Genomic DNA, 22,478 nt, shown 5'->3' on the forward strand with positions numbered 1-22,478 from the left:
ACGAGTCTCGGAGAGGTTGCAACGATTTTCGCCGCGCCCTTATCGCGAGTTCGGCCGGCAAGATCAACCGCGCCTGCTCACGCCACGGCCGCGGCCTCGCGGGACGAGCTGTGGCGCAATCCGAACATATAGGCGCGCGCCAGATTGCGGCCGCTGCGGCGATCATGCTCGGTGAGCAGACGCAGAGCGAGATCGGCCGAGCGATAGCAATCATGCACGATCTGCGCGACGCCGATCAATTCGTCGTCGGCGAGCAGCTCGAGGCGCATGAAGTCGCGCACGAAAATCGCGTCGCTCCAGACGATCTGGCTCATGCCGGCGAAAAGATCATTGCCGAGCTTCAGCGGCCGCAGCACGCGGCTCATCATCGGCGTGAAGCGATGCAGAACATAGCCCTGCGCGCGCAAAAACAGCTCGATCTCCGAAAACAACGGCTGCCCCTGGTAGAGCGGCAGGAACTCGACCTCGACGTGAAGAACATAGGCGCGCCGCAGCCGCTCGATCGCATTTTGCAGGATCATCAGCTCCGCGCCCTGCACGTCCAATTCCAGAAAGGTCGCGCCCTCCGTCTCGGGCGCGTCGTCGAGCCGCACCGTGTCGATCTCCTGCGTCGCGACCACCTCCGACCAGATCGGAAAGCCGTGGAACATCTCCATCGCCGCCGGATTGGGCGCGAGCAGCGAGGTCATGTCGCGCGCGGCGCATATGTGCAGAGTATGGCGCCCGCCGTCGCCGACGGCGTAAGGCAGATAGACGTCGCCCGGATTTTTGCGCGCATTGAGATCGGCGACCGCCGCTTCATCGGGCTCGAAGCCGACGATGGTCGCCTCGCCGCCGCGCAGCAGCGGCGCATAGACCGGCTCGCCGCTGATATGGCGCGCGCCAATGTCGACGATCTTCTGTCGGACGCTCGTCCCGGCGAGCTCGACGAAAGGAGGGAGGACGTCAGCCTGTTCCATGAAAGTCTCGCCCGATGCGCCCGATGGCCGGCGCGTCGATCGGCGAGGACGGAGCGCAGGAATCATCCGCTAGCATGAGCGCGCTTTTAAGCGCCGCCGCTTGCGCAGGACTGGCGCGCGCTCACGTCTGGCACTCGCGGCAGAAGAAGGTCGAGCGCCCGCTCTGGATCACGCGCGAGACATGGCCATGGCAGCCCGGCGTCGGACAGGGCGCGTCCTCGCGGTCATAGACGCGGAAAGAGTGCTGGAAATAGCCGAGCGAGCCATCCGTCTGGCGATGGTCGCGCAGGCTGGAGCCGCCCGCCTCTATCGCCTCGCCCAGCACTTGCTTGATCGCCGCGACGAGATCGGCGAGACCGCGCTTGGGCTTTCCCTTGGCGTCGACGAGCGTTCCGGCGGCGCGCAAGGGGGAGAGATGCGAGCGGTGCAGCGCCTCGCAGACGTAGATATTGCCGAGGCCGGCGATGATCCGCTGATCGAGCAGAGCGGCTTTGAGCGGCGCCTTGCGGCCGCGCAACTCCTCGGCGAGACGCTGCGGCGTCAGCTCCGGCCCGAGCGGCTCGACGCCAAGACCATTGAACAGCGGATGCGTCGCCATCTCGCCGCGCGGGACGAGCAGCATGAAGCCGAAACGGCGCGGGTCGTTATAGGTGACGCTGGCGCCGCTCGTGAAACGGAACACGACATGATCATGCGCCGGCTTGGTGGTGACGGCGCGATGATAGGCGCCCTCGGGGTCATCGGCGTCGATGCGGAAGGAGCCGCTCATGCCGAGATGCATGATGAGCGTCTCGCCGCTATCCAGCTCGCCCAGAAGATATTTCGCCCGCCGCTTCAGCGCCTCGACGCGCCGGCCCGCGAGCCGCGCGGCGAAGCCCGGCGGAAAGGGAAAGCGCAGATCGCCGCGACGCAGCTCCACGCGCTCGAGCGCCGATCCGGTGAAGACGGGCTCGAGGCCGCGCCGGACTGTCTCGACCTCGGGCAGCTCGGGCATCGGCGCTCAGAGCCTGCTCGATTTCCAAGCCGCCACGGCCACCGGGACGATGGGCTCGATGAGCTTCTCCATCGCCTCGGCGTAGACGCGGATCTCATATTGCGCGTGAGGATCGGCGCGGAGCGACAAAAACTTTAGCAAATTCAACAAGTTGACCTTTGCGAACATATGGCTGTAGGTGGACAGCGGCAGAACCGTGCGGGCCAGCTCGCGCGGCCAGCCGGCGGCGAGCAGCTCGCGATAGGCAGCGAAGGCGGCCTCGAAGCCGGCGCGCAGCTTCTCGACCTCGGCGCGCCGCGCCTCGAGATCGCCGCCGGGCTGGCGGCCCTGCTTATTGGCGACCGCCTGCTCGCCGATGTTTTCGGGATCGGGGAGGTAATAGGTCTCCGGCAATTCACGGTAGCGGCCGGAAAGCTCGTTATAAGTCCAGGTCCGGTGCCGGTGCCATTGGCGCAGCACGAAGATCGGCGCCGTCACCTCGAATTGGAACTCGACCGCCTCGAAGGGCGTCGTATGGCGGTTCTTCCAGAGGTAATCGATGAGCTTCTTGTCGGAGCCCTCGTTCTCGCCCGCGCGCCAGGCGGCGTCATAGGAGACGCGGGCGGCGCGCACGATGGAGAGGTCCGAGCCCATATGGTCGACGAGGCGGACGAAACCATGGTCGAGGACTTTGATCTGATTTGACATACGACGCCGTTCCGCCCTCCCCTGCTCGCCCCCGCGTTCCATGGCGGATGGAGCCGAGCCTCGCCTCATCGATAACACGTTTGAGCGTTTTGGGCAGCGCGCAGCCACCTCCCCCTCGAGGGGCGTGCAGATTCACATATCTTCCAACTCACCCGCGACGTCCTGGCCGGGCTCGTCCCGGCCATCCACGCCAAGACATTGCCTCTACTAGTTAATTTGGCGCAGCGTCGGCGCTCCGGCCGCGTTCTGACGGGACCCTGCGGCGACGGCGCCTGACGCAAGAAGCCGATATTTGCAGATGGCGGGCGCTTCCAAAGATATCTCGGCCGCTCGGCGTGGATGGCCGGGACGAGCCCGGCCAGGACGACCTTGGAGCCCTATAAGACGACCTCGGAGCCTTATAAGCCGACCTTGGAGCCTTTTGAGATGTGTGAATGCGATAGCCCTCCCCCAGGGGGATGGTTTTCGGCCCCAGCCATAGCCATGGGCCGAAAGGCGCGTTATATCGCCCGGAACGCCACGGGACGCGAGAGAATATGACATCGCCAAACGAGACCTCGACCCATTTCGGTTTCTCCGAAGTCGGATTGGACGAAAAACAAGGCCTCGTGGACGATGTTTTCCACAAGGTGGCGCGCCGCTACGACATTATGAACGATCTGATGTCCGGCGGTATGCACAGGCTGTGGAAAGATGTGTTCGCCGCCAAGGTGCGGCCCTCCCGCCGCGCCCCCTTCCGCCATCTCGACGTCGCCGGCGGCACGGGCGACATCGCCTTCCGCATCGCCAAGGCGGCCGGGCCGGAGGCGGAGATCGTCGTGCTCGACATCAATGGCGACATGCTGGATGTCGGCCGCGACCGGGCCGTCCAGCGCGGGCTCTCCGACAAGGTTGAGTTCGTCCAGGCCAACGCCGAGTCCCTGCCCTTTCCGGACGCACATTTCGACGCCTATACGATCGCCTTCGGCATTCGCAACGTCCCGCGCATAGATGTCGCGCTCTCCGAGGCGCATCGCGTGCTCAAGCCCGGCGGGCGCTTCCTGTGCCTGGAATTCTCGCAGGTCGCGATTCCGGGCCTCGACAAGATCTACGAGGCCTATTCCTTCAATGTGATCCCGGCGATCGGCAAGCTCGTCGCCGGCGACGCCGAGCCCTATCGCTATCTCGTCGAGTCGATCCAGCGATTCCCTCGCGCGGAGGAATTCGAGCGGATGATCCGTCAGGCGGGCTTCCGCCGCACGGGCTTCGAGCGGCTGACCGGCGGCGTGGTGGCGATCCATTCCGGCTGGAAGCTCTGATCTTTCCTTATCGAGACGAACGGCGGCTCTTCGTGCTCATCGGCTTCGGGCATCTCTTCCGACTGGCGCGCGCCGGCTTCATTCTGGCGCGCGAAGGCGTGTTCAAGGGCGTCGATCCGGCCCTATTGCCTGTCCCGGCGCAATTTCTGCTGCGCATCGGCAATCTCATCGCCAGGCCCGGCAGCGGCGGCGCGCCGCAGGCGCTGGTGCGCGCCTTCGCCCAGATCGGTCCGTCCTATGTGAAGCTCGGCCAATTCCTGGCGACGCGCCCGGATGTCGTCGGCGGCGAGATCGCCGACGCGCTGACCGCTTTGCAGGATCGCATGGAGCCCTTCGGCCGCAAGGCCGCGGTCGAGATCATCGAAAGGGCCTTCGGCAAGCCGGTGGATGAGATTTTCCTGTCCTTCGGCGATCCGGTGGCGGCGGCCTCCATCGCCCAGGTCCATCCGGCCCGCGTCGCCTATGCCGAGGGCGAGCGCAAGGTCGCGGTGAAAGTGCTGCGGCCGGATGTCGAGCGCCAGTTCCGCCGCGACTTCGCGGATATGTATATTCTCGCCCGCGCCGCCGAGCGTTTCTCGGCCGAGGCGCGGCGGCTGCGGGTGATCCAGGTCGTCGACACGCTGGCCCGCTCGGTGAAGCTCGAGACGGATTTCCGCCTGGAGGCGGCGGCGGCCTCGGAATTTCGCGACAATGTGGCCGACGATCCCGACATTCGCGCCCCCAGCGTCGATTGGGACCGCACGACCCGCGAGGTGCTGACGCTCGAATGGATCGACGGCGCGCCGCTGTCGGACATCGCGCGCGTCGCCGCCATGAGCCATGATCTGAAGGATCTGGGCCGCAAAGTGCTGCAGTCCTTCCTGCGCACGGCGATGCGCGACGGCTTCTTCCACGCCGACATGCATCAGGGCAATCTCTTCGTCGACCGCAAGGGACGGCTCGTCGCCATCGACTTCGGCATAATGGGCCGGCTCGGCTTCAAGGAGCGGCGTTTTCTGGCCGAAATCCTCTTCGGCTTCATCACCCGCGATTACAAGCGCGTCGCCGAAGTGCATTTCGAGGCCGGCTATGTGCCGCCGATTCACTCGGTCGAGGAATTCTCGCAGGCGCTGCGCGCCATCGGCGAGCCGCTGCATACGGTGAATGCGCAAGACATTTCCATGGCGCGGCTGCTCACTCTGCTCTTCGAGGTGACGGCGCTGTTCGACATGCGCACGCGCACCGAGCTGGTGCTGCTGCAAAAGACCATGGTGGTGGCCGAGGGCGTCGCCCGCTCGCTCGATCCGACGCTGAATATTTGGAAGACCTCGGACCCCGTCGTGCGCGGCTGGATCGAGGATAATCTCGGCCCCAAGGCCAAGCTCGAGGACGCCGGCCGCGCCGCGATCGACGTCGCCAAATTCACGACACGCTTGCCCAAGCTGCTCAATGACGCCGAGGCGGCCGTCGAAATGCTGGCCTCCGCGGGCACGAAGGGCTTGCGCCTCTCGGAAGATTCGCTCGAAGGGCTGGCGCGGGCGCGGCGGCGGTCGGATCGCTGGTTCATGCTGGCGGTCGTGCTGGTGGCGCTGCTGGCCATTCACTGGATGAGGTGAGATCGATGATGGCGAAAACGGCTTCGCTCGCGCTTCTTCTCGCCTTCACGCCCCTCGCCGCCACGGCCGCGACGCCGGAGGAGGCCTATCTTTCCCTCCGCGATCGCTCGGCCGCCAAGCTGCGCAAGCTGGAGGCGGCCGGCAAAGCCGCCGGAGCGGCCGAGGCGCAAGAGCGGAAAACGCTCGAGGACCTCGGCCAGAAGATGGAGGCGATCATCGGCCCCGTCTCCGTTCCTGGTTTTCAGAAGCTCGGCAAATACAGCATAGAGACGCTATTCGAGGGCGTCGGCGCGGATCAGCTCGACGGCCTCGCCTTCTCCGGCGACGACGACAAATCGCAGCTCACCGTCTCCACGCAAGGCCTCGCCGAGGCCTTTTTGCGCGCCCATCGCAAAAATTGGCTGAAGGGCGAGAAGCCGCCGCAGTCGCTCGGCGAGGCGCTGGCTTCGCCCTATTTCTACACTCTGGCGGTGAGCCCGGATGCGGGCGTCGAGAAATACGCCGATCTCCCCATCGCCAAGCCCTCCGCAGCGACGCTGGCGACCGCCCTCCTCGATCTGCGCAGCCAGGACGACGGCGGCGGAACGCTGCCCGACGAGATCATCGTCGCCATCGCCAGCGAAGGGCGGCTCTATATCGCCTCGGCTCCGGCCAAGGCAAAGATCGATTCCTCGCCGGCCTGTGAGAAAATCTGGAGCGAGCATCAGGCCAAAGCCAAGAAGGCGATGGATTCCTATTCCGCCTCCGGCCGCGCCGACGAGAAGGATTTCGAGGCATATTCGAAGCTGCAAGAGGAAGGCTCGACCGCCTTCCGCCGCTGCTTCGCCGAACATGCGAAAACGGAGAAATTCTTCGCCGCGTTGGCGCAGGAGGCGCAGGCGCTGGCCGACAAATTGGCGGCGATAAAGCGCTGAAGGACGCAGCGCCAAAGGGCGATTTCCAGCGTCATGGCCGCGCTTGTCGCGGCCATCCACGCCGCGACGGCTCGGAAAGCCGACAATAGCGCGGAACAACGCCGTCTTCACTCCCAGCGGTGTCGCAATGTCCTGGCGTGGATGGCCGCGACAAGCGCGGCCATGACGTTGGCGCCCTCAGGCCAGCAGGCCGTGGTCGCGGGCGAGCTGACGCAGATCCTTTTGCGGCCGCGCGCCGACATGGGCGATGACTTCCGCCGCCGCCAGCGCGCCCAGCGAGGCGCCGCCCTCATAAGGAAGGCCGCGCGCCAGGCCCGCGAGGAAGCCGGCGGCGAAGAGATCGCCCGCGCCGGTCGTATCCACCACTTCCCTGACCGGGAAGGCGGGAACAGCGACGCATTTCGTCCCCTCGACGACGACGACGCCCTTATCCGAGCGCGTGACGACGCCGAGCAGATTGGTCTCCGCCCCGAGCGCCTTCACCGCGGTCGCGAAATCGGCGGTCTCATAGAGCGAATGCAATTCGCTCTCATTGGCGAAGAGAATATCGACGAGGCCGTCGCGCACCAGCCCTAAGAACTCGCCGCGATAGCGATCGACGCAGAAAGCGTCCGAGAGCGAGAGGGCGACGCGGTTGCCGGCGGCGCGGCTGGCCTTGGCCGCCTTCAGAAACGCCTCCTTGGCGGCCGGCGGGTCCCAGAGATAGCCTTCGAGATAGAGGATCTTGGAGGCGCGGACGAGCGCCTCGTCGACATCTTGCGGGCCGAGCGCCTGGCAGGCGCCGAGAAACGTGTTCATGGTGCGCTGGCCGTCCGGCGTCACCAGAATGAGGCAGCGCGCGGTCGCGGCGCCGTCGGCGGCGAAGGGCGTGTCGAAGGCGACGCCCGCCTGGCGAATGTCATGGGCGAATTCGCGGCCGGCGTCGTCGTCCTTCACCTTGCCGATGAAGGCCGCGGCGAAGCCCAGGCCGGCCACGCCGACGAGCGTGTTGGCGGCCGAGCCGCCGGACATGACCGTCGTCGGCCCCATGGCGGCGTAGATTTCGGCGGCGCGCGCCTCGTCGACGAGCTGCATCGCGCCCTTGTGGAGGCCGGCCGCCACCAATTGATCGTCCTCGGCGCGGGCCAGAGTGTCGACAATGGCGTTGCCCACGCCGAGAACATCATAGGTCGCAGTCATGAAATCACCTTGTCGAACGGGGGCGTGAGCGCCGGAAAACTCTCTGTAATCGACGCGGCCGAGACGTCAACCGACCGCGCCCCGGCGACGCCGGACGGCCGCCGCCGCCGGAACGCGTCCGCCGCCCCGCCGTAAATGTCTAATTCATTGAAATATATATTTTAACGGAAACACACCGCGACCCTTGGGGCCGCGCGGGGCGGCGCCCGAGATTTTTTTTCCGGGGACCGAGCAAACGCCCGCCTTTTCTTGTAGGAGAATTGCAGCGTGGCCGCATCGGCGAGAGATGCGGTCGCGCCATTTCGCCGGCCGCGCTCCCCGAGGGACCGTCCGGCGCGTGAAACGCATGTGAGCTGGGGCGCTTTCCGCTCGAACGGAGCCGTTCGAGCGATCAGAATTCGCTCCAAACGAAAAAGCTGGACCAGTTGCCGGCCTGCGGTGGGCGTCGCCATGTCGATCAAGCATCCGATCATCTCGATCACCGGCTCGTCCGGCGCGGGCACGAGCTCGGTCAAGCAGACCTTCGAGCAGATTTTCCGACGCGAGAAAGTGGAGGTCGCCTATGTCGAGGGCGATTCCTTCCATCGCTTCGACCGCAATCAGATGAAAGCCTCCATGAGCGAGGCGCAGGCGCGCGGCAACGACCATTTCAGCCATTTCGGCCCGGAGGCCAATCTGCTCGGCGAGCTCGAGACCCTGTTCAAGGAGTATGGCGAGACGGGCACCGGCCAATATCGCCATTATGTGCATGACGCGAACGAGGGCGCCGTGCTCGCCTCGCCGCCCGGAACCTTCACTCCCTGGTGCGAGCTGCCCGCCAACACGGACCTTTTGTTCTACGAAGGACTGCACGGCGCCGTCGTGACCGAGGAGGTCAATGTCGCGCGCTACGCCGATCTGAAGATCGGCGTCGTGCCGGTCATCAATCTCGAATGGACGCAAAAGCTCCATCGCGACCGCAACACGCGCGGCTATACGACCGAGGCCGTGACCGAGACGATCCTTCGCCGGATGCACGATTATGTGTATTACATCTGTCCGCAATTCTCGGAGACGGACATCAACTTCCAGCGCGCGGCGACGGTGGACACCTCCAATCCCTTCGTCGCCCGCTCGATCCCGAGCCCGGACGAATCGATCGTCGTCATCCGCTTCCGCGATCCGCGCGGCGTCGATTTTCCCTATCTCGTGACGATGATCGCCGGCAGCTGGATGTCGCGCGCCAATTCCATCGTCATTCCGGGCAATAAGCTCGATCTCGCCATGCAGCTCATACTCACGCCGCGGATATTGGAGCTGATGAAACGCAAACGTGGCGAAGCCTGAGGAAACGAACCAGATGTCGAATGTTTTGGAAACTGTCGCCGAAGTCGCCGCGGCCGAGGATGAGCGCCGCGCCGCCAACGCCATTCGCGCGTTGGCGATGGACGCGGTGGAGAAGGCCAAATCCGGCCATCCCGGCATGCCGATGGGCATGGCCGACGTCGCGACGGTTCTGTTCCAGCAATTCGTGAAATTCGACGCCGCCGCGCCCGACTGGGCGGACCGCGACCGCTTCGTGCTGTCGGCCGGCCATGGCTCCATGCTGCTCTATGCGCTGCTCTATCTGCTCGGCTATCCGGGCGTTACGATCGACGATCTGAAAAGCTTCCGCCAGCTCGGTTCGAAGACGCCGGGCCATCCCGAGTTCGGCCATACGATCGGCGTCGAGACAACGACCGGCCCGCTCGGCCAGGGGCTCGCCACCGCGGTCGGCCTCGCCATTGCTGAGCGGCTGCAGGCGGCGCGTTTCGGCGACGATCTCGTCGACCATCGCACCTATGTCATCGCCGGCGACGGCTGCCTGATGGAGGGCGTCAGCCATGAGGCGATCGATCTCGCCGGCCATTTGAAGCTCGGCCGCCTGATCGTGATGTGGGACGACAATGGCATCTCCATCGACGGGCCGACGACGCTCTCCACCTCGACCGATCAGCTGGCGCGCTTCGCCGCCTCTGGCTGGCATGTGCAGCGCGTCGACGGCCATGCGCCGGCGGAGATCGCCGATGCGCTCGCGCAGGCGCAGCAGGACGAGCGGCCGTCGCTCATCGCCTGCCGCAGCGTCATCGGCTATGGCGCGCCGGGCAAGCAGGGCAAGGAATCCGTGCATGGCGCGCCGCTCGGCGGGGCGGAGATCGAGCTCGCTCGCGCCGAACTCGGCTGGCCCTATGCGCCTTTCGAGATTCCCGACGACACGCTGGACGCCTGGCGCGCCGCGGGGCGCCGTGGGACAAGCGAGCGGCTCGCCTGGGAGCAGCGCCTCGCCGCCTCCGGCAAGCGCGACGAATTCGAGAGCTTTCTGAAAGGCGACATCGCGCAGGAGATCGCCGCGCCGCTGCGCGCGCTGCGCGAGACATTCGCCGCCGAGCGGCCCAAGGTCGCGACGCGCAAATCCTCGGAGACCGTGCTCGGCGTCGTCAATGCGGCGACGAGCGCGACGATCGGCGGCTCGGCCGATCTCACCCATTCGAACTTCACCATCACCAAAGGGCTCGGCTCGGTTTCGGCGGAGAATTTCTCGGGCCGCTACATTCATTATGGCGTGCGCGAGCACGGCATGGCCGCCGCGATGAACGGCATCGCGCTGCATGGCGGCTTCGTGCCCTATGGCGGCACTTTCCTCGTCTTCTCCGATTATGCGCGCGGCGCGATCCGCCTCTCCGCGCTGATGGGCCAGCGCGTCGTCTATGTGCTGACGCATGATTCGATCGGCCTCGGCGAGGACGGGCCGACGCATCAGCCGGTCGAGCATCTCGCCTCGCTGCGCGCCATGCCCAATCTCTATGTCTTCCGCCCGGCGGATGCGATCGAGACGGCCGAATGCTGGGAGATCGCGCTCAATGCGCGGACGACGCCTTCTCTGCTGAGCCTGTCACGCCAGAATCTGGCGACGCTGGAGCGGCCGATCGGCGAGAATCTCTCCGCCCGCGGCGCCTATGTGCTGCGCGAGCCGAGCGGCGGACGTCAGGTGACGCTGATCGCCACCGGCTCCGAGGTGCAGACCGCGCTGGCGGCGGCCGATCTTCTGTGGACGCGCGGCAAGCGCGCGGCCGTCGTCTCCATGCCCTGCTGGGAGCTGTTCGAGGCGCAGCCTCGAGACTATCGCGACCGCGTGCTGGGCGCCGCGCCGCGCGTCGCCGTGGAGGCGGCCGTGCGGCTCGGCTGGGACCGTTGGATCGGCGAGCGCGGCGCCTTCGTCGGCATGACCGGCTTCGGCGCCAGCGGGCCGGCCGATGCGCTCTACACGCGCTTCGGAATCACCGCCGCTGGCGTGGCCGATGCGGCCGAGGCGCTGCTCGCGTGAAACGCGAGCCGGCGCAGTCGGATCAAAGTCGAAGCGACGGGGCTCGAGCGTCGACAAACGCCGCATAGGCGCGCGCCGCGCTCGCTCCGTCGAGCTCGATCATCCAGCGCGCGAGCGGCGCGCCGGTCCAGCCCTGCAGCGCGCAGCTCTCCGGCGGAAGAACGACGAAACGGCCGAGCGACGCGACATCCGCCGTTCCGCTCTGCAAGCGGGTCAACATGTCCCGCCAGAACTCGGGCGACTCGCCATTGCGGAAGCGCCGATAAGCGGTCTCATGAACGAAAAACGACGCCATTTGCTCGGGCTCGCACAAGAGTGGAATATGCAAGCCGGCGTTCTCCAATCGCAGGCCGACGGTCGGCGGCGGCGAAAATCGGAGAATCGCGGGGCCCGCCTCGACGAGTTTCGAGGCGCGAACGATGAAGGGGCCTCTCGATTCCTCCCGTCCGGCGTCGACCACATTGGGGCGGAAAGGCCGATATTTCAACGATAGGGAATGCCCGGCATATCCAATGTCTATCTCCGCCACCGTGCGCCGAACGACCTCCGGGAGAAGCCATTCGTCACGCGACGAAAAGACCACTATGTCATGCGGACGCAACGCGCTCTCGAGGCGCGCCGCCAATTCATGGAGCAGATGGACCAGTTGGCTGGTCGGGCCGGCATGAGGTCGCTCCGCAGCGACGGCGGCCGCGGAAGGCAGTTCCTCCTGCGTCTCCCAGCCGAGCGGATCGTCGGCGGCGGTCGACGCTTTGGACCCAGACAGCCGGCCTGTGAGAAAATCGGCGACCCATATTTCGTCGTAGATCGTCGGATCCGCATGAAAGGCGACGCCACCGACTGGCCCGAAGCCGAAGATCACCCGCACCACGCGCCGGGGCGAAACAGTCTCCTCGACCCGCAGCCGGGCGGGCGCGCTCGTGATCTCCCTGCCCGCCAGCGCATGAGCGGAACGCAGCAACCCCTGCAAAACCGCCTCATTCGCGGCTCGTCCCTGCCGCGCCCGCGTCCCGTCGAGCCGTTCGTAAATCGAGAGGCTCTCGCCGAATTGGTTTTTGCCCTCGAGTATCTTGGCGAGTTGCGTCAAACGCGCTTCGGTCTCTTCGAGCGCAACCGCCCGCCGGGACCAGACCTCCGCTCCGTCGACATTGAATTCGCGAATAAAGAGCGCAGCGATGCGCTCGCACCATCCGGCCAGTTCGCGTGTCGAAACCCGGCCCTCACCGGCAAAAAAGGCGCGCTCGTATAGTCGCATCGCACCGGAACGATCGTCGAACTGCTCGCGAATCTCGGCGGCGAAGCCGAGGATCAGGGGCGCTTGCCCGAAATTCTCGAGGATCGGCGGCAAAAGCGCATTCAAATGCGAATAGAGCTTCTTTTTTTTGAGCAGCCCGCCTTCCACGATCACACAGCCCTCGACGCAATCTAGGCTTTGATCTGAAGAGGCGCAATTCGTCAATCTTTCGATCGCCAGTCGAATGCGTCGAATTTCTTCGACCAGCGCCTGAAAAGAGCCGACGTCGACTTCGTGCATGAGGCCGCGCGCCGACATGGTCCGCAGGACGGCTTCGCTCGCATCGATATGCCCGGAACGCAAATAGGCGACCGCCAGCATGAAAAAGGCGACGCCATATTCGACTTCCTCGATCCGTCGCTTGTTTTCTATGATCCAATCATAGTCGTTCGCGGCAAAGCGCTGGCTCAAACTACCGTTCAGAAAATCGAACCGTCTCGGGTATAATTCGTGAAGTTCATTCACTTGCTCGTAAAGCTTCTGCGTGTCGGTTCGGGCATACAAACACAGCAGATTGTACCGAACGTGAAATGCAATATCCATTTCGGATTGAATCTCGAGGCGCGCCACGAGCTCGGAATGATATTCGTAAATCGATAAAGTCGTCGACTCTCGAAACACATCTCTATTGCGCGTGGCGCGCATCGAGACTCTGATCGCCTGCTCGGTCGAAAAAGAACGTCTCGAAAGTTGCAGCAGGCGTTCCGCCCTATGCCCGAGACCGCAGCGCCAAAGCGCGTCGGTCGCGGCCACGACCCATTCTTCATCGTCGAGGAGCGCGCCACCCTCGAGCTCGTCGGCGATCTGCTCGAGAGCCGCAATCGAAAAGCGGTTCGGTTCGTTCGGCAGCGCGGAAAGATTTTGCCAGGCGAGTTCTCGAGACGTCATTCGCTATTGTCCAGCCATATTCACGGAAACTGTTCTTTGTGTCGACCCGACGGCGTCGACGCAGCCATTCTGCGCCGTCCTCGCGTGAGAGCGACGGGAATTCGCTAGACGGCCCCCGCGACCACACCGAGCGGTTCTCTAGGCTCCAAGCCCATTTTTTCCAGCATCGCCACCAGAGCGTCGGTGTCGACGACATAGTCGCCCCAATGCGCATGCTCGTCATCTATATGCACGGGACGCTGAAAAATCTCGTCCTCGTTCGACACGACCAAAACATGATCGCGCAGCCCAACGACGTCGGCGACGTCCGAAAACATCGACCGAGCAAAGCCGCCGACTTCGAGAAACGCGCCCCCCGGGGGCGCGAATATGAGGTTCGTCAGTCCCGATCCATGCGTGCCGGCGACGCATTCGGCCTGCGAGATCAATCTCACTTGCTCTTCGAACGAATAGGCCTCCATGTAACAGACGTCGAAGCCGAAATATCTGAATACGCTGTCGACAGCCGAATGATTTCTGATCCGTCTCGTCATGGGGGCGCCGCGATCTCTCGATATGTAGACTCGCCGCCTCGGCGCCGTTTGCGACAGGAGGCCGCCCGACGCCCCGGCGAAGGCTCCGAAAGCTTCGCTCATGAAGGCGATCGCCGACGGACACAGCAAGCAAGTCGGAAAAATGTTCGGAATTGCGAGATCCGAGAAGCGAACGATCGGGCCAGATCCCATATCGATAATCTTTTCCCGGGGAACTCCCAGCGCCGCGAGAGTCGAGACATAGGCCGGTCTTTGCAGAACATCGGAGGGAAGCGCGACCTTTCGGTCGCCGAGACCGGGCATTTGCTGTCGCGCGAGTTCGACGACATATAGGCGAGGGAGAAAATTCAGAAGCCAGTGATACCAGACGGTCCAACCGCCGAGTAGGATGCAGGGCTCGTCGATCTGCCTGTCGAATGCGTTCAAATCGATGCTCAGAGAAGACACGCGCTCGGCATAACTAGAATCCGGCGCTTCGTCGATCAGAACCAACTCCTCCCTGACGAGGATCGGAATGAACTCCGGCATCAATATCGCGACATCCTTGAAGAGGCCGATACTATAGTCGACGAATCGGCGGCCGCGGTCCGAGGGGAACAACAGCACCGGCGGGCGAGAGAGAGGAAATCGAAACAGCGGAGCGCCTTGGGCTTCCGCGGCGGTCTGCGTCGACACGAAACGCGCCTGCACCAAATTCATAATCGCCCCTCGAAAGATGTACGGCGAAGCCGGTACTCGACTATTTACCACTTGTCAATTGCGCTTGCTTTGCTTTTGACCCTGCAATATCAATGCAATCCTCGACGGCGCGCTGCAGTCGGATCGAGAGCGCGGCCGAGCCGGAGACGCGAGACCGGCCGGCGTCTGCGACCGGCTCGGCAGACGATCCCGGCGCGGGAGGTAGATGACATCGTCCGCGCTCCGCTATATCGCTATCGCAAGAATCGAATAAGCGACGCCGCATTGCTCGGGCGGCGCCGCCGAAGAGGCGAATCCCGACGCTCGGAGGATACCGCACATGGCGCTGATCACCCTGAGGCAATTGCTCGACCACGCCGCCGAGCACGACTATGGCGTGCCGGCCTTCAATATCAACAACATGGAACAGGGCCTCGCAGTGATGGAGGCGGCCGCCTCGGTCGATGCGCCGGTGATCATCCAGGCGAGCCGCGGCGCGCGCTCCTACGCCAATGACGTGATGCTCGCCAAGATGATCGAGGCGCTGGCGATCATGTATCCCGACATTCCGCTGGTCATGCACCAGGACCATGGCAATAGCGAAGCGACCTGCGCCAGCGCCATTCGCTTCGGCTTCACCTCGGTGATGATGGACGGCTCGCTCGAGGCCGACGGCAAGACGCCGGCGAGCTATGACTACAATGTCGCGGTGACGCGCCGCGTCGTCGATCTCGCCCATTGGGTCGGCGCTTCGGTCGAGGGCGAGCTCGGCGTGCTCGGCTCGCTGGAGACCGGCGAGGGCGAGAAAGAGGACGGCCATGGCGCCGAGGGCAAGCTCAGCCACGACCAGCTGCTAACCGACCCCGATCAGGCGGTGGATTTCGTCGCCCGCACCAAGGTCGACGCTCTCGCCATCGCCATGGGCACCTCGCACGGCGCCTACAAATTCTCGCGCAAGCCCGACGGCGCCATTCTCGCGATGCATGTGATCGAGGAGATTCACAATCGCCTGCCGAACACGCATCTCGTGATGCACGGCTCCTCCTCCGTGCCGCAGGATCTGCAGGACGCGTTCAATGCGGCCGGCGGCGAGATGCCGCAGACCTGGGGCGTGCCAGTGGAAGAGATTCAACGCGGCATCAAATTCGGCGTGCGCAAGATCAACATCGACACCGACTGCCGCATCGCCGTCACCGCCTCCATCCGCGCGACGCTGCTGAAGAACAAGGGCGAGTTCGACCCGCGCAAATATCTGAAGCCGGCGCAGGAGGCGATGCGCAAAGTGTGCAAGCAGCGCTACGAGGAATTCGGCGCCGCGGGCCAAGCGAGCAAGATCAAGCCGATCCCACTCAGCGAAATGGCGAAGCGCTATGCCGCAGGCGCGCTCGATCCGCAATTTGCGGAGAAGAAAGCGGCGGAGTGACGTTTCGAACGGCGCGCCCTAAAATGTCGGGCGCGCCAATGCTCGCTGCGTGCTTATTTGCACTTGTTGAGATCGGGACGATCCGCGGCGCAGAAATTCGCGCCTTTCGCGTCGGCCTTGCCGTTGGCGGCGAAACCGCCCGTCAGCGCCGCGCCCTTGAAGGTCGCCGTCACGACTTTGTATTTCGTGATATCCAGGCGGGAGTTGTCACAGTGCTTCAACGCCGCCTTGGAGCATTCGGCTTCGCTCGCAGCCGTTTCCTGCGTATCGCATTCCTGCTTGCCGTCGCACTTCTTGTAGGATTCCGCCTCCTGACCGGCGCAGGCGGTGCGCTTGATGCGAACGACGCAATCGGCGGCGAGAGCGTTCGTAAGCGACAGCGTCAGCAACGCCGCGAGAGCAATGGCTTTTTTCATGGGTCCCCCCCTCTATGTTGTGTGCGGCGGACGGGCGGTTCAGAGCGCGCGCCGCCATCTCATTGGTGCACGGCCATTGCGAAATCTGCGTGACGCGAGCCGACGCGGCCGGCTGGATCGCATTCGCCTTTGGCGGGCCCCGACATGATCTCGACTGCCGGCTGCGACGGAGCCTCTCACATGACGTATGACATCATTGTCGCCCCTTCCATTCTCTCCGCCGATTTCGCGCGGCTCGGCGAGGAGGTGCGCGATGTCGTCGCCGCCGGCGCCGATTGGATTCATCTCGATGTGATGGACGGGCATTTCGTGCCCAACATCACCTTCGGCCCCGCCGTGGTGAAGGCGCTGCGCCCGCACGCCTCATGCGTCTTCGACGCGCATCTGATGATCGAGCCGGTCGACCTCTATGTCGAGGCCTTCGCCAAGGCCGGCGCCGACATCATCACCGTGCACGCCGAGGCGGGCGCCCATCTGCATCGCTCGCTGCGACTCATTCGCTCGCTCGGCAAGAAGGCCGGCGTCTCGCTCAATCCGGGAACCAGCGAGCGAGCGCTCGACTATGTGCTCGACGACGTCGATCTCATTCTGGTGATGAGCGTCGATCCGGGCTTCGGCGGCCAGAGCTTCATCGCCTCGCAGCTCGACAAGATTCGCCGCATCCGCGAGACGATCGGGCGGCGCGACATATTCCTCGAGGTCGATGGCGGCGTCACGCCGCAGACGGCGAGCGCGATCGTCGAAGCGGGCGCCGATGTTCTCGTCGCCGGCTCGGCGGTGTTCGCCGGTTCGGGCGTCGCCGCCTATCGCGAGAATATCGCGGCGCTGCGCGGAGCGGCGGCCGCCGCCGGCTCGCTCGCCGTTTGACAATGCGTCGCAGACCGCCGTTACGAAACCGTCACGAAGGAGGAAGAGAGCATCAAGCCCCAGTCTCCAGCGGACCTCATCCGATGAACGACGTCATGCACAGGCCGGCGAGCGAGGCTCGCGCCGATTTCCTGGACCTTTTGAACGCCCTGTCGCGATTGCGCGAGGAGGTCGTCGCCGACGGCCGCGCGCTCATCGAGCGCTGGGGTGGGCCTTTTTCCGGGGACGCCGTCCCGGGGACCGAAAATCTGGCGCATTATCTCGCTCTGCGCCGCCGCGACCTCAGCGATCTGCAATCTCGCCTGTCGAGCTATGGCCTGTCCTCGCTCGGCCGCAGCGAAGCGAAAGTGATGGAGGCGCTCGACGCCCTGTCGGCGACGCTGCGGCGGCTGACCGGCGAAGCCGACGCCCCCTACCCTACGCCCACCGCCATGCGCGCCGGCGAGGACGCCCTCGAGGCCGCGCGCGACGGCATTTTCGGCGCCGTCCCCACGACGCCCCACGCCGTGGTCATGGTCACGCTGCCGAGCGAGGCCGCGAGCGAGCCTGCGCTCATCCGCCGCCTGATGGAGGCCGGCATGGGCTGCGCGCGCATAAATTGCGCGCATGACGACGCCGCCGCCTGGGAGGCGATGATCGCCAATATTCGCGCCGCCGAGAGCGCGCTCGGGCGCAACTGCCGCGTGCTGATGGATATCGCCGGACCGAAATGCCGGATCGAGCAATTGCGCGCGCCCGAGAAGCTGCGCCTCTATCGCGGCGACCGCTTCGTCATGGTCTCCACGCTCGATTCGCGCAGCTCTGGGCCTGTCGCGATCCAGCCCAGCTTTCCGGAGGCGATCGACCAGCTTACGCTCGGCGCCGAGGTGTGGATCAATGACGGGAAGATCGGCGCGCGCGTCGTCGGCGTGATCGACGGCGGCGTCGAGCTGGAGGTGTTCAGCGCGCGCGGCAAGGGAGAGCGGCTGAAGGTCGAAAAGGGGCTGAATTTCCCGACCACCGATCTGCGGCTGCCGCCGCTGACGCCCAAGGATTTCCGCGACCTCGACTTCGTCGCCGCCAAGGCCGACCTCGTCGGCTTCTCCTTCGTGCAGGAGGTCTCCGACGTCGATCTGCTGCAGGATCATCTCACAGCGCGGCGCGGCGAGCTGCCGAAACAGACGATCGTGCTGAAGATCGAGACTCCGCTCGCCGTGCGCAATCTGCCGCAGCTCATCGTGCGCTCGGCGCTGCATCATCCGACGGCGGTGATGATCGCGCGCGGCGATCTCGCGGTCGAGCTCGGCTTCGCGCGGCTGTCGGAGATGCAGGAGGAGATTTTGTGGTTGTGCGAGGCGGCGCATGTGCCGGTGATCTGGGCGACGCAGGTGCTCGACCAGTTCATCAAGGACGGCGCGCCGAGCCGGGCCGAGACGACCGACGCGGCCATGGCGCAGCGCGCCGAATGCGTGATGTTGAACAAGGGCCCCTATCTGGCCGAGGCCGTGACCTTCCTGCGGGACGTGCTCGCCCGGATGGATCGCCACCAATCGAAGAAATTTGCGCGTTTCACGCCGCTGCGCGCCTGGGACTAAGGGCGCGCGAAACGGTTGCGGAGGCGACGCCGGGGCATTATGGGATAGCCGCCGCCACGGTGCTGAGCCGGGCGGCGCGATGGGGCGTCGCCAAGTGGTAAGGCAGCGGATTTTGATTCCGCCATACGGAGGTTCGAATCCTCCCGCCCCAGCCAGAATTCCGCAAATCATTGGAATCGCTAGAAAATCGCCTTAGCTGGGGCGAGTTTCCACATCCGTGTGACACATGGCTGGTACACCACGGAGATTTTCGTGCCCGCCATCCCCCATGTCGTGCGTCGCGGCGCATACTATTATTGGCGGCGTCGACTACCGTCGGCCCTTGCCGAATCGAGAAATTCTGCGACCCTGATTCTCGGCCTGCGCACCAGCAACCCCGGGAGAGCGCGCTACCTCGCGGGCCAGATTTCCGCGCTCGCCGATCGTTGTTTCTTTCCGGCCGCCATGACCAGTCGCCTCTCCCAGCAGCAAATCCAGAAGGTGTTCCGCATTGTCTTCACGCAGCACCTCGATAAGCTCGAGGCCGTGGCGGCGCGCGAACGCGCGGAGGACGATTTCGATCCTGAGAAGAGCCGCCGCAGCGAGCGCGTGATGGGCCACGTCTATCGCCTGCTCGAGACGCGCGGCCGCGCCGCCGCCGTCGACGAACGCGCCGCCGCGCAAATGGCGGCGCAGGGGATGGCGCAGGACGAGATCGCCGAGACCGCCTTCATGCTCGATCTCATGCAGCGCCAAAACGTCGCCGCCGAAAAGAAGGAGCGACTCGCGACGCTCGTCGAGGAGGTCGGCGGTGAGCCCAATCCGATGAACCTCGCGCTCGCCCAGGAGACGGTCTACCGGGCCTTCGCCGAGGCGAATTTTCAGTCGGAGCGCCGCCATGACGGCGTGCGAGTCGAGATCGAGAAGACCATCGCCGACATTCTGAAGGATCACGCCGAAGCGCCCCGCGACTCGGTCGATCACGCCGAGTCGAGGCTCGTCGTTGCGCCCCTCGCCTCATCCCCGATTGTCGTCCATCGAGAAGCGGCCGCGGAGACGGCCGAAGGCGCCCGAACCGAACATGCGGCGCCCTCGGCCGCCTCTGCGCCGCCGCCACCTGCCGACCCCGCGCCCGTGCCCACGCCGACTCCCGCCACGGTGGCGAGAACGAAGCCGTTGACGCGCGACGAGCATCCATTCGTCGTGCTCGCCGAGGGGGTCATCAAGAAGAATACGGACGCCAAGGCTTGGGACACGAAAACGCAGCGTCAGGTGCGTCAGATTTCACGACTTTTCGCGAGGCTTCTCCTCGAGCAGGGCGTCGTCGAGTTCGAAGACATCCACCAGAAGCACCTGGGCGATCTCGACGACCTCTTCGGCGCCGTCGCCAAGAGCTACGGCCGCAGCCCGCGGGACAATTTCCGGACGCTCGATCAGCTTCGCGTGACGTGCCCCTGAAAAATCCCACCAGCATCGATTAGAGTCCGACCGATTGCAGGACGGACACGATGAAGAAGAAACGGTTCACGGAAGAGCAGATCATCGGGATTTTGCGGGAGCAGGAAGCCGGCGCGAAGGCGGCGGACCTCGCGCGCAAATACGCGGTTTCGGAGACGACGCTCTACAATTGGAAGGCCAAATTCGGCGGGATGGACGTTTCCGAGGCCAAGCGGCTGAAGGCGCTGGAGGAGGAAAATGCCCGTCTGAAGAAACTCTTGGCCGATCAGATGCTCGATGCGGCGGCGCTTCGCGAGCTCCTGGCAAAAAAATGGTAGGGCCCGCCGTCAAGCGCGACGCCGTCGCGCACCTTCAGGCCGTCATGGGCCTGTCGGAACGTCGGGCCTGCCGGATTGTCGCCATCGATCGCAAGACGGCGCGCTACACGTCGACGCGCCCGGCCGACGCCGAGCTTCGCGCCGAGCTGCGCGATCTCGCCAACGCGCGTCGGCGCTTCGGCTACCGGCGACTGTTCGTCTTGCTCCGGCGGCAGGGCGAGCGTTCGGGCAAGAACCGCATCTATCGGCTCTACCGCGAGGAAGGGCTGACGGTGAGGAAGCGCCGCGCGCGCCGCCGCGCCGTGGGAACACGGGCGCCGATTCTCGTCGAGGCGAAGCCGAATGCCCGATGGTCTCTCGACTTCGTGCACGACCAGTTCGCCAGCGGCCGACGATTCCGCATCCTCAACATCGTCGACGATGTGACGCGCGAATGCCTGGCGGCGATCCCGGACACGTCGATCTCCGGCAAGCGGGTGGCGCGTGAGCTGTCCGCGCTGATCGAAAGGCGCGGCAAACCCGGCATGATCGTTTCCGACAATGGGACGGAGTTCACCTCGAACGCCGTCCTGTCCTGGTCGGAGGAGAACAAGGTGGAGTGGCATTTCATCATGCCGGGCAAGCCGATGCAGAACGGCTTCTGTGAGAGCTTCAATGGCCGCATGCGGGGCGAGCTGCTCAACGAGACGCTGTTCTTCGGGCTCGACCACGCGAGAGAGAAGATCCGCTCTTGGATTCACGATTATAACCACCGGCGCCCGCACTCTTCCTTCGGCTATGCGACGCCGGCGGACTATGCGGCCGCGCTCACCGCGACAGGCGATCGGCTGCGCAACCCGGACCAGCTCCGCCGATCGCCTGTTGCTCACCCTACGCCCGCGGGCGTATCTACCGCCGGGACTCAACTCGCCGCTGGATGAAACTTCGGGGGCAGGTCACGCCGTTGGCTCTGGCGATGTTGAGGGCATGCGAGCGCAGGCGGGCCATGACGCCGGGATTGACGCGGATGCGGCTCGCGTCCTCGGCGAGGGTCACGTCGCGAACCCAATGGTTTTCGTTCTCCACCGCCCAATGGCCGCGGATGGCGCTGGCGAAGGTTTCTGCGGGCAACATGACGGAGGATGCATAGAAGGCGGCTTCCTCGCGTCGTTTCCACATGCGGAAAGCCTCGACAGCTCCTGCGCGGGCGCGCCGTCCCGCTTCATCGCCATCGACGGAAAGACCCTGCGGCAGAGCTTCGACGCTTTCGCCGATCGCAAAGCGGCGCATGTGCTCAGTGCCTTCACCGTCGATCATCAGATCATTCTCGCGCATGAAGTCATCGACGAGAAATCGAACGAGATCCCCGCCGCGCAGGCGCTGATCGCCGCCATGGGCTTGAAAGAGCGCGTCTTCACGCTCGACGCCATGCACTGCCAAAAAAACCTTCGAGATCGCCAAAGCGACCGGCAATGATCTCATCGTGCAAGTCAAAGGCAATCAGCCGAGCCTGCTGCAACACTGCGAACACGTCGCCGCGACGGCGGCTCCAATCGCCATGGCCGACAGCCGCGATCTGCCGCGGAATCGTCAGGAGGACCGGCGCGTCGAGGTCTACGCTCCCGGCGGCGCCCTCTCCGACGACGAATGGGGGATGTTCATCGCCGCGATCGTGCGCGTCACACGCTCGACGTTGATCCGTTCCGCCGCCACGGGGATGTGGAAACGACGCGAGGAAGCCGCCTTCTATGCATCCTCCGTCATGTTGCCCGCAGAAACCTTCGCCAGCGCCATCCGCGGCCATTGGGCGGTGGAGAACGAAAACCATTGGGTTCGCGACGTGACCCTCGCCGAGGACGCGAGCCGCATCCGCGTCAATCCCGACGTCATGGCCCGCCTGCGCTCGCATGCCCTCAACATCGCCAGAGCCAACGGCGTCGAAAACATCGCCCAAGCCTTGTGGAGCGGCGCCATCGATCCCGCCGTCACACTCTCATATCGCGGCTTGTAAAGAGCGTTGAACAGCCCTGTGGTTGCGGGGACCCGTAACACCGGATTCTTGCGACTGGTCGAAGGCGTGATTCCGAAGCTCGCCGCATAAAA

Annotated in this window: 17 protein-coding genes, 1 tRNA gene and 2 pseudogenes; 13 read left to right on the forward strand and 7 right to left on the reverse strand. The window is 64.8% G+C overall.

What is annotated here, in order from left to right:
- Window positions 1–77 precede the first annotated feature (77 nt).
- From AC6IY7_RS02160 to thyX, 3 genes are all read right to left on the reverse strand, one after another.
- Complete coding sequence (locus AC6IY7_RS02160) at window positions 78–959, reverse strand: FkbM family methyltransferase (RefSeq protein ID WP_497781374.1); 882 nt, start codon at window positions 957–959, stop codon at window positions 78–80.
- Between the two features lie 121 nt (window positions 960–1,080).
- Window positions 1,081–1,953, reverse strand: coding sequence for a bifunctional DNA-formamidopyrimidine glycosylase/DNA-(apurinic or apyrimidinic site) lyase (mutM, locus tag AC6IY7_RS02165; protein WP_497781375.1), 873 nt, complete (start codon window positions 1,951–1,953; stop codon window positions 1,081–1,083).
- A 6-nt stretch (window positions 1,954–1,959) separates the two neighbouring features.
- Window positions 1,960–2,640, reverse strand: coding sequence for an FAD-dependent thymidylate synthase (gene thyX / locus AC6IY7_RS02170; RefSeq protein ID WP_497781376.1), 681 nt, complete (start codon window positions 2,638–2,640; stop codon window positions 1,960–1,962).
- Between the two features lie 536 nt (window positions 2,641–3,176).
- On the opposite strand from thyX, the gene ubiE reads away from it, so the two are divergent.
- Genes ubiE through AC6IY7_RS02185 form a run of 3 tightly spaced genes read left to right on the forward strand, consistent with a single transcriptional unit; the run spans window position 3,177 to window position 6,447 of the window.
- The gene (ubiE, locus tag AC6IY7_RS02175) at window positions 3,177–3,938 is read left to right on the forward strand and encodes a bifunctional demethylmenaquinone methyltransferase/2-methoxy-6-polyprenyl-1,4-benzoquinol methylase UbiE (protein ID WP_497781377.1); all 762 of its coding nucleotides are present in this window, start codon (window positions 3,177–3,179) and stop codon (window positions 3,936–3,938) included.
- 32 nt (window positions 3,939–3,970) lie between these two features.
- Complete coding sequence (gene ubiB, locus AC6IY7_RS02180; protein WP_497781379.1) at window positions 3,971–5,533, forward strand: 2-polyprenylphenol 6-hydroxylase; 1,563 nt, start codon at window positions 3,971–3,973, stop codon at window positions 5,531–5,533.
- A gap of 5 nt (window positions 5,534–5,538) precedes the next feature.
- The gene (locus tag AC6IY7_RS02185; protein WP_497781380.1) at window positions 5,539–6,447 is read left to right on the forward strand and encodes a hypothetical protein; all 909 of its coding nucleotides are present in this window, start codon (window positions 5,539–5,541) and stop codon (window positions 6,445–6,447) included.
- Window positions 6,448–6,624: 177 nt separating this feature from the next.
- Here AC6IY7_RS02185 and AC6IY7_RS02190 read toward each other — a convergent pair whose 3' ends face one another.
- Entirely contained in the window at window positions 6,625–7,626 is a 1,002-nt protein-coding gene (locus AC6IY7_RS02190; protein ID WP_497781381.1) for an adenosine kinase, read from the reverse strand.
- A 450-nt stretch (window positions 7,627–8,076) separates the two neighbouring features.
- Between AC6IY7_RS02190 and AC6IY7_RS02195 the strand changes: the two genes are divergently transcribed.
- Both AC6IY7_RS02195 and tkt read left to right on the forward strand, forming a co-directional pair.
- Window positions 8,077–8,952 carry a phosphoribulokinase gene (locus tag AC6IY7_RS02195; protein WP_497781382.1) on the forward strand — a complete coding sequence of 292 codons (876 nt, stop codon included), beginning with the start codon at window positions 8,077–8,079 and terminating at the stop codon, window positions 8,950–8,952.
- Between the two features lie 13 nt (window positions 8,953–8,965).
- A complete protein-coding gene (gene tkt / locus AC6IY7_RS02200) occupies window positions 8,966–10,969 on the forward strand; it encodes a transketolase (protein WP_497781383.1) in 2,004 nt (667 codons plus the stop codon).
- A 22-nt stretch (window positions 10,970–10,991) separates the two neighbouring features.
- On the opposite strand, the gene AC6IY7_RS02205 is transcribed toward tkt, so the two are convergent.
- The gene (locus tag AC6IY7_RS02205; RefSeq protein WP_497781384.1) at window positions 10,992–13,151 is read right to left on the reverse strand and encodes a hypothetical protein; all 2,160 of its coding nucleotides are present in this window, start codon (window positions 13,149–13,151) and stop codon (window positions 10,992–10,994) included.
- Between the two features lie 104 nt (window positions 13,152–13,255).
- Window positions 13,256–14,383 (reverse strand): glycosyltransferase family 61 protein, encoded by a 1,128-nt coding sequence (locus tag AC6IY7_RS02210; RefSeq protein ID WP_497781385.1) that lies wholly within the window; start codon window positions 14,381–14,383, stop codon window positions 13,256–13,258.
- A gap of 319 nt (window positions 14,384–14,702) precedes the next feature.
- On the opposite strand from AC6IY7_RS02210, the gene fba reads away from it, so the two are divergent.
- Complete coding sequence (gene fba, locus AC6IY7_RS02215; RefSeq protein ID WP_497781386.1) at window positions 14,703–15,785, forward strand: class II fructose-bisphosphate aldolase; 1,083 nt, start codon at window positions 14,703–14,705, stop codon at window positions 15,783–15,785.
- Between the two features lie 53 nt (window positions 15,786–15,838).
- On the opposite strand, the gene AC6IY7_RS02220 is transcribed toward fba, so the two are convergent.
- Window positions 15,839–16,201 carry a hypothetical protein gene (locus tag AC6IY7_RS02220; protein ID WP_497781387.1) on the reverse strand — a complete coding sequence of 121 codons (363 nt, stop codon included), beginning with the start codon at window positions 16,199–16,201 and terminating at the stop codon, window positions 15,839–15,841.
- A 180-nt stretch (window positions 16,202–16,381) separates the two neighbouring features.
- Between AC6IY7_RS02220 and rpe the strand changes: the two genes are divergently transcribed.
- From rpe to AC6IY7_RS02255, 7 genes and pseudogenes are all read left to right on the forward strand, one after another.
- On the forward strand, window positions 16,382–17,068 hold the full coding sequence (gene rpe, locus AC6IY7_RS02225; RefSeq protein WP_497781388.1) for a ribulose-phosphate 3-epimerase: 687 nt from the start codon (window positions 16,382–16,384) through the stop codon (window positions 17,066–17,068).
- Between the two features lie 83 nt (window positions 17,069–17,151).
- The gene (locus tag AC6IY7_RS02230; protein ID WP_497781389.1) at window positions 17,152–18,642 is read left to right on the forward strand and encodes a pyruvate kinase; all 1,491 of its coding nucleotides are present in this window, start codon (window positions 17,152–17,154) and stop codon (window positions 18,640–18,642) included.
- An 80-nt stretch (window positions 18,643–18,722) separates the two neighbouring features.
- Window positions 18,723–18,797, forward strand: a tRNA-Gln gene (locus tag AC6IY7_RS02235).
- A gap of 118 nt (window positions 18,798–18,915) precedes the next feature.
- Window positions 18,916–19,014: pseudogene (locus AC6IY7_RS02240) on the forward strand (DUF6538 domain-containing protein); the annotation flags it as partial.
- A 72-nt stretch (window positions 19,015–19,086) separates the two neighbouring features.
- Window positions 19,087–20,079: a hypothetical protein gene (locus AC6IY7_RS02245; protein WP_497782889.1), complete on the forward strand. Its 993-nt coding sequence runs from the start codon at window positions 19,087–19,089 to the stop codon at window positions 20,077–20,079.
- A 50-nt stretch (window positions 20,080–20,129) separates the two neighbouring features.
- A protein-coding gene (locus AC6IY7_RS02250; protein ID WP_497781390.1) for an IS3 family transposase occupies window positions 20,130–21,316 on the forward strand; the annotation gives its coding sequence in 2 pieces (ribosomal slippage) (window positions 20,130–20,382 and window positions 20,382–21,316; 1,188 coding nt in all).
- A 151-nt stretch (window positions 21,317–21,467) separates the two neighbouring features.
- Window positions 21,468–22,386 (forward strand): annotated as a pseudogene (locus tag AC6IY7_RS02255) (ISAs1 family transposase).
- Window positions 22,387–22,478 lie beyond the last annotated feature (92 nt).

The organism is Methylosinus sp. is20ea (genome assembly GCF_059718135.1).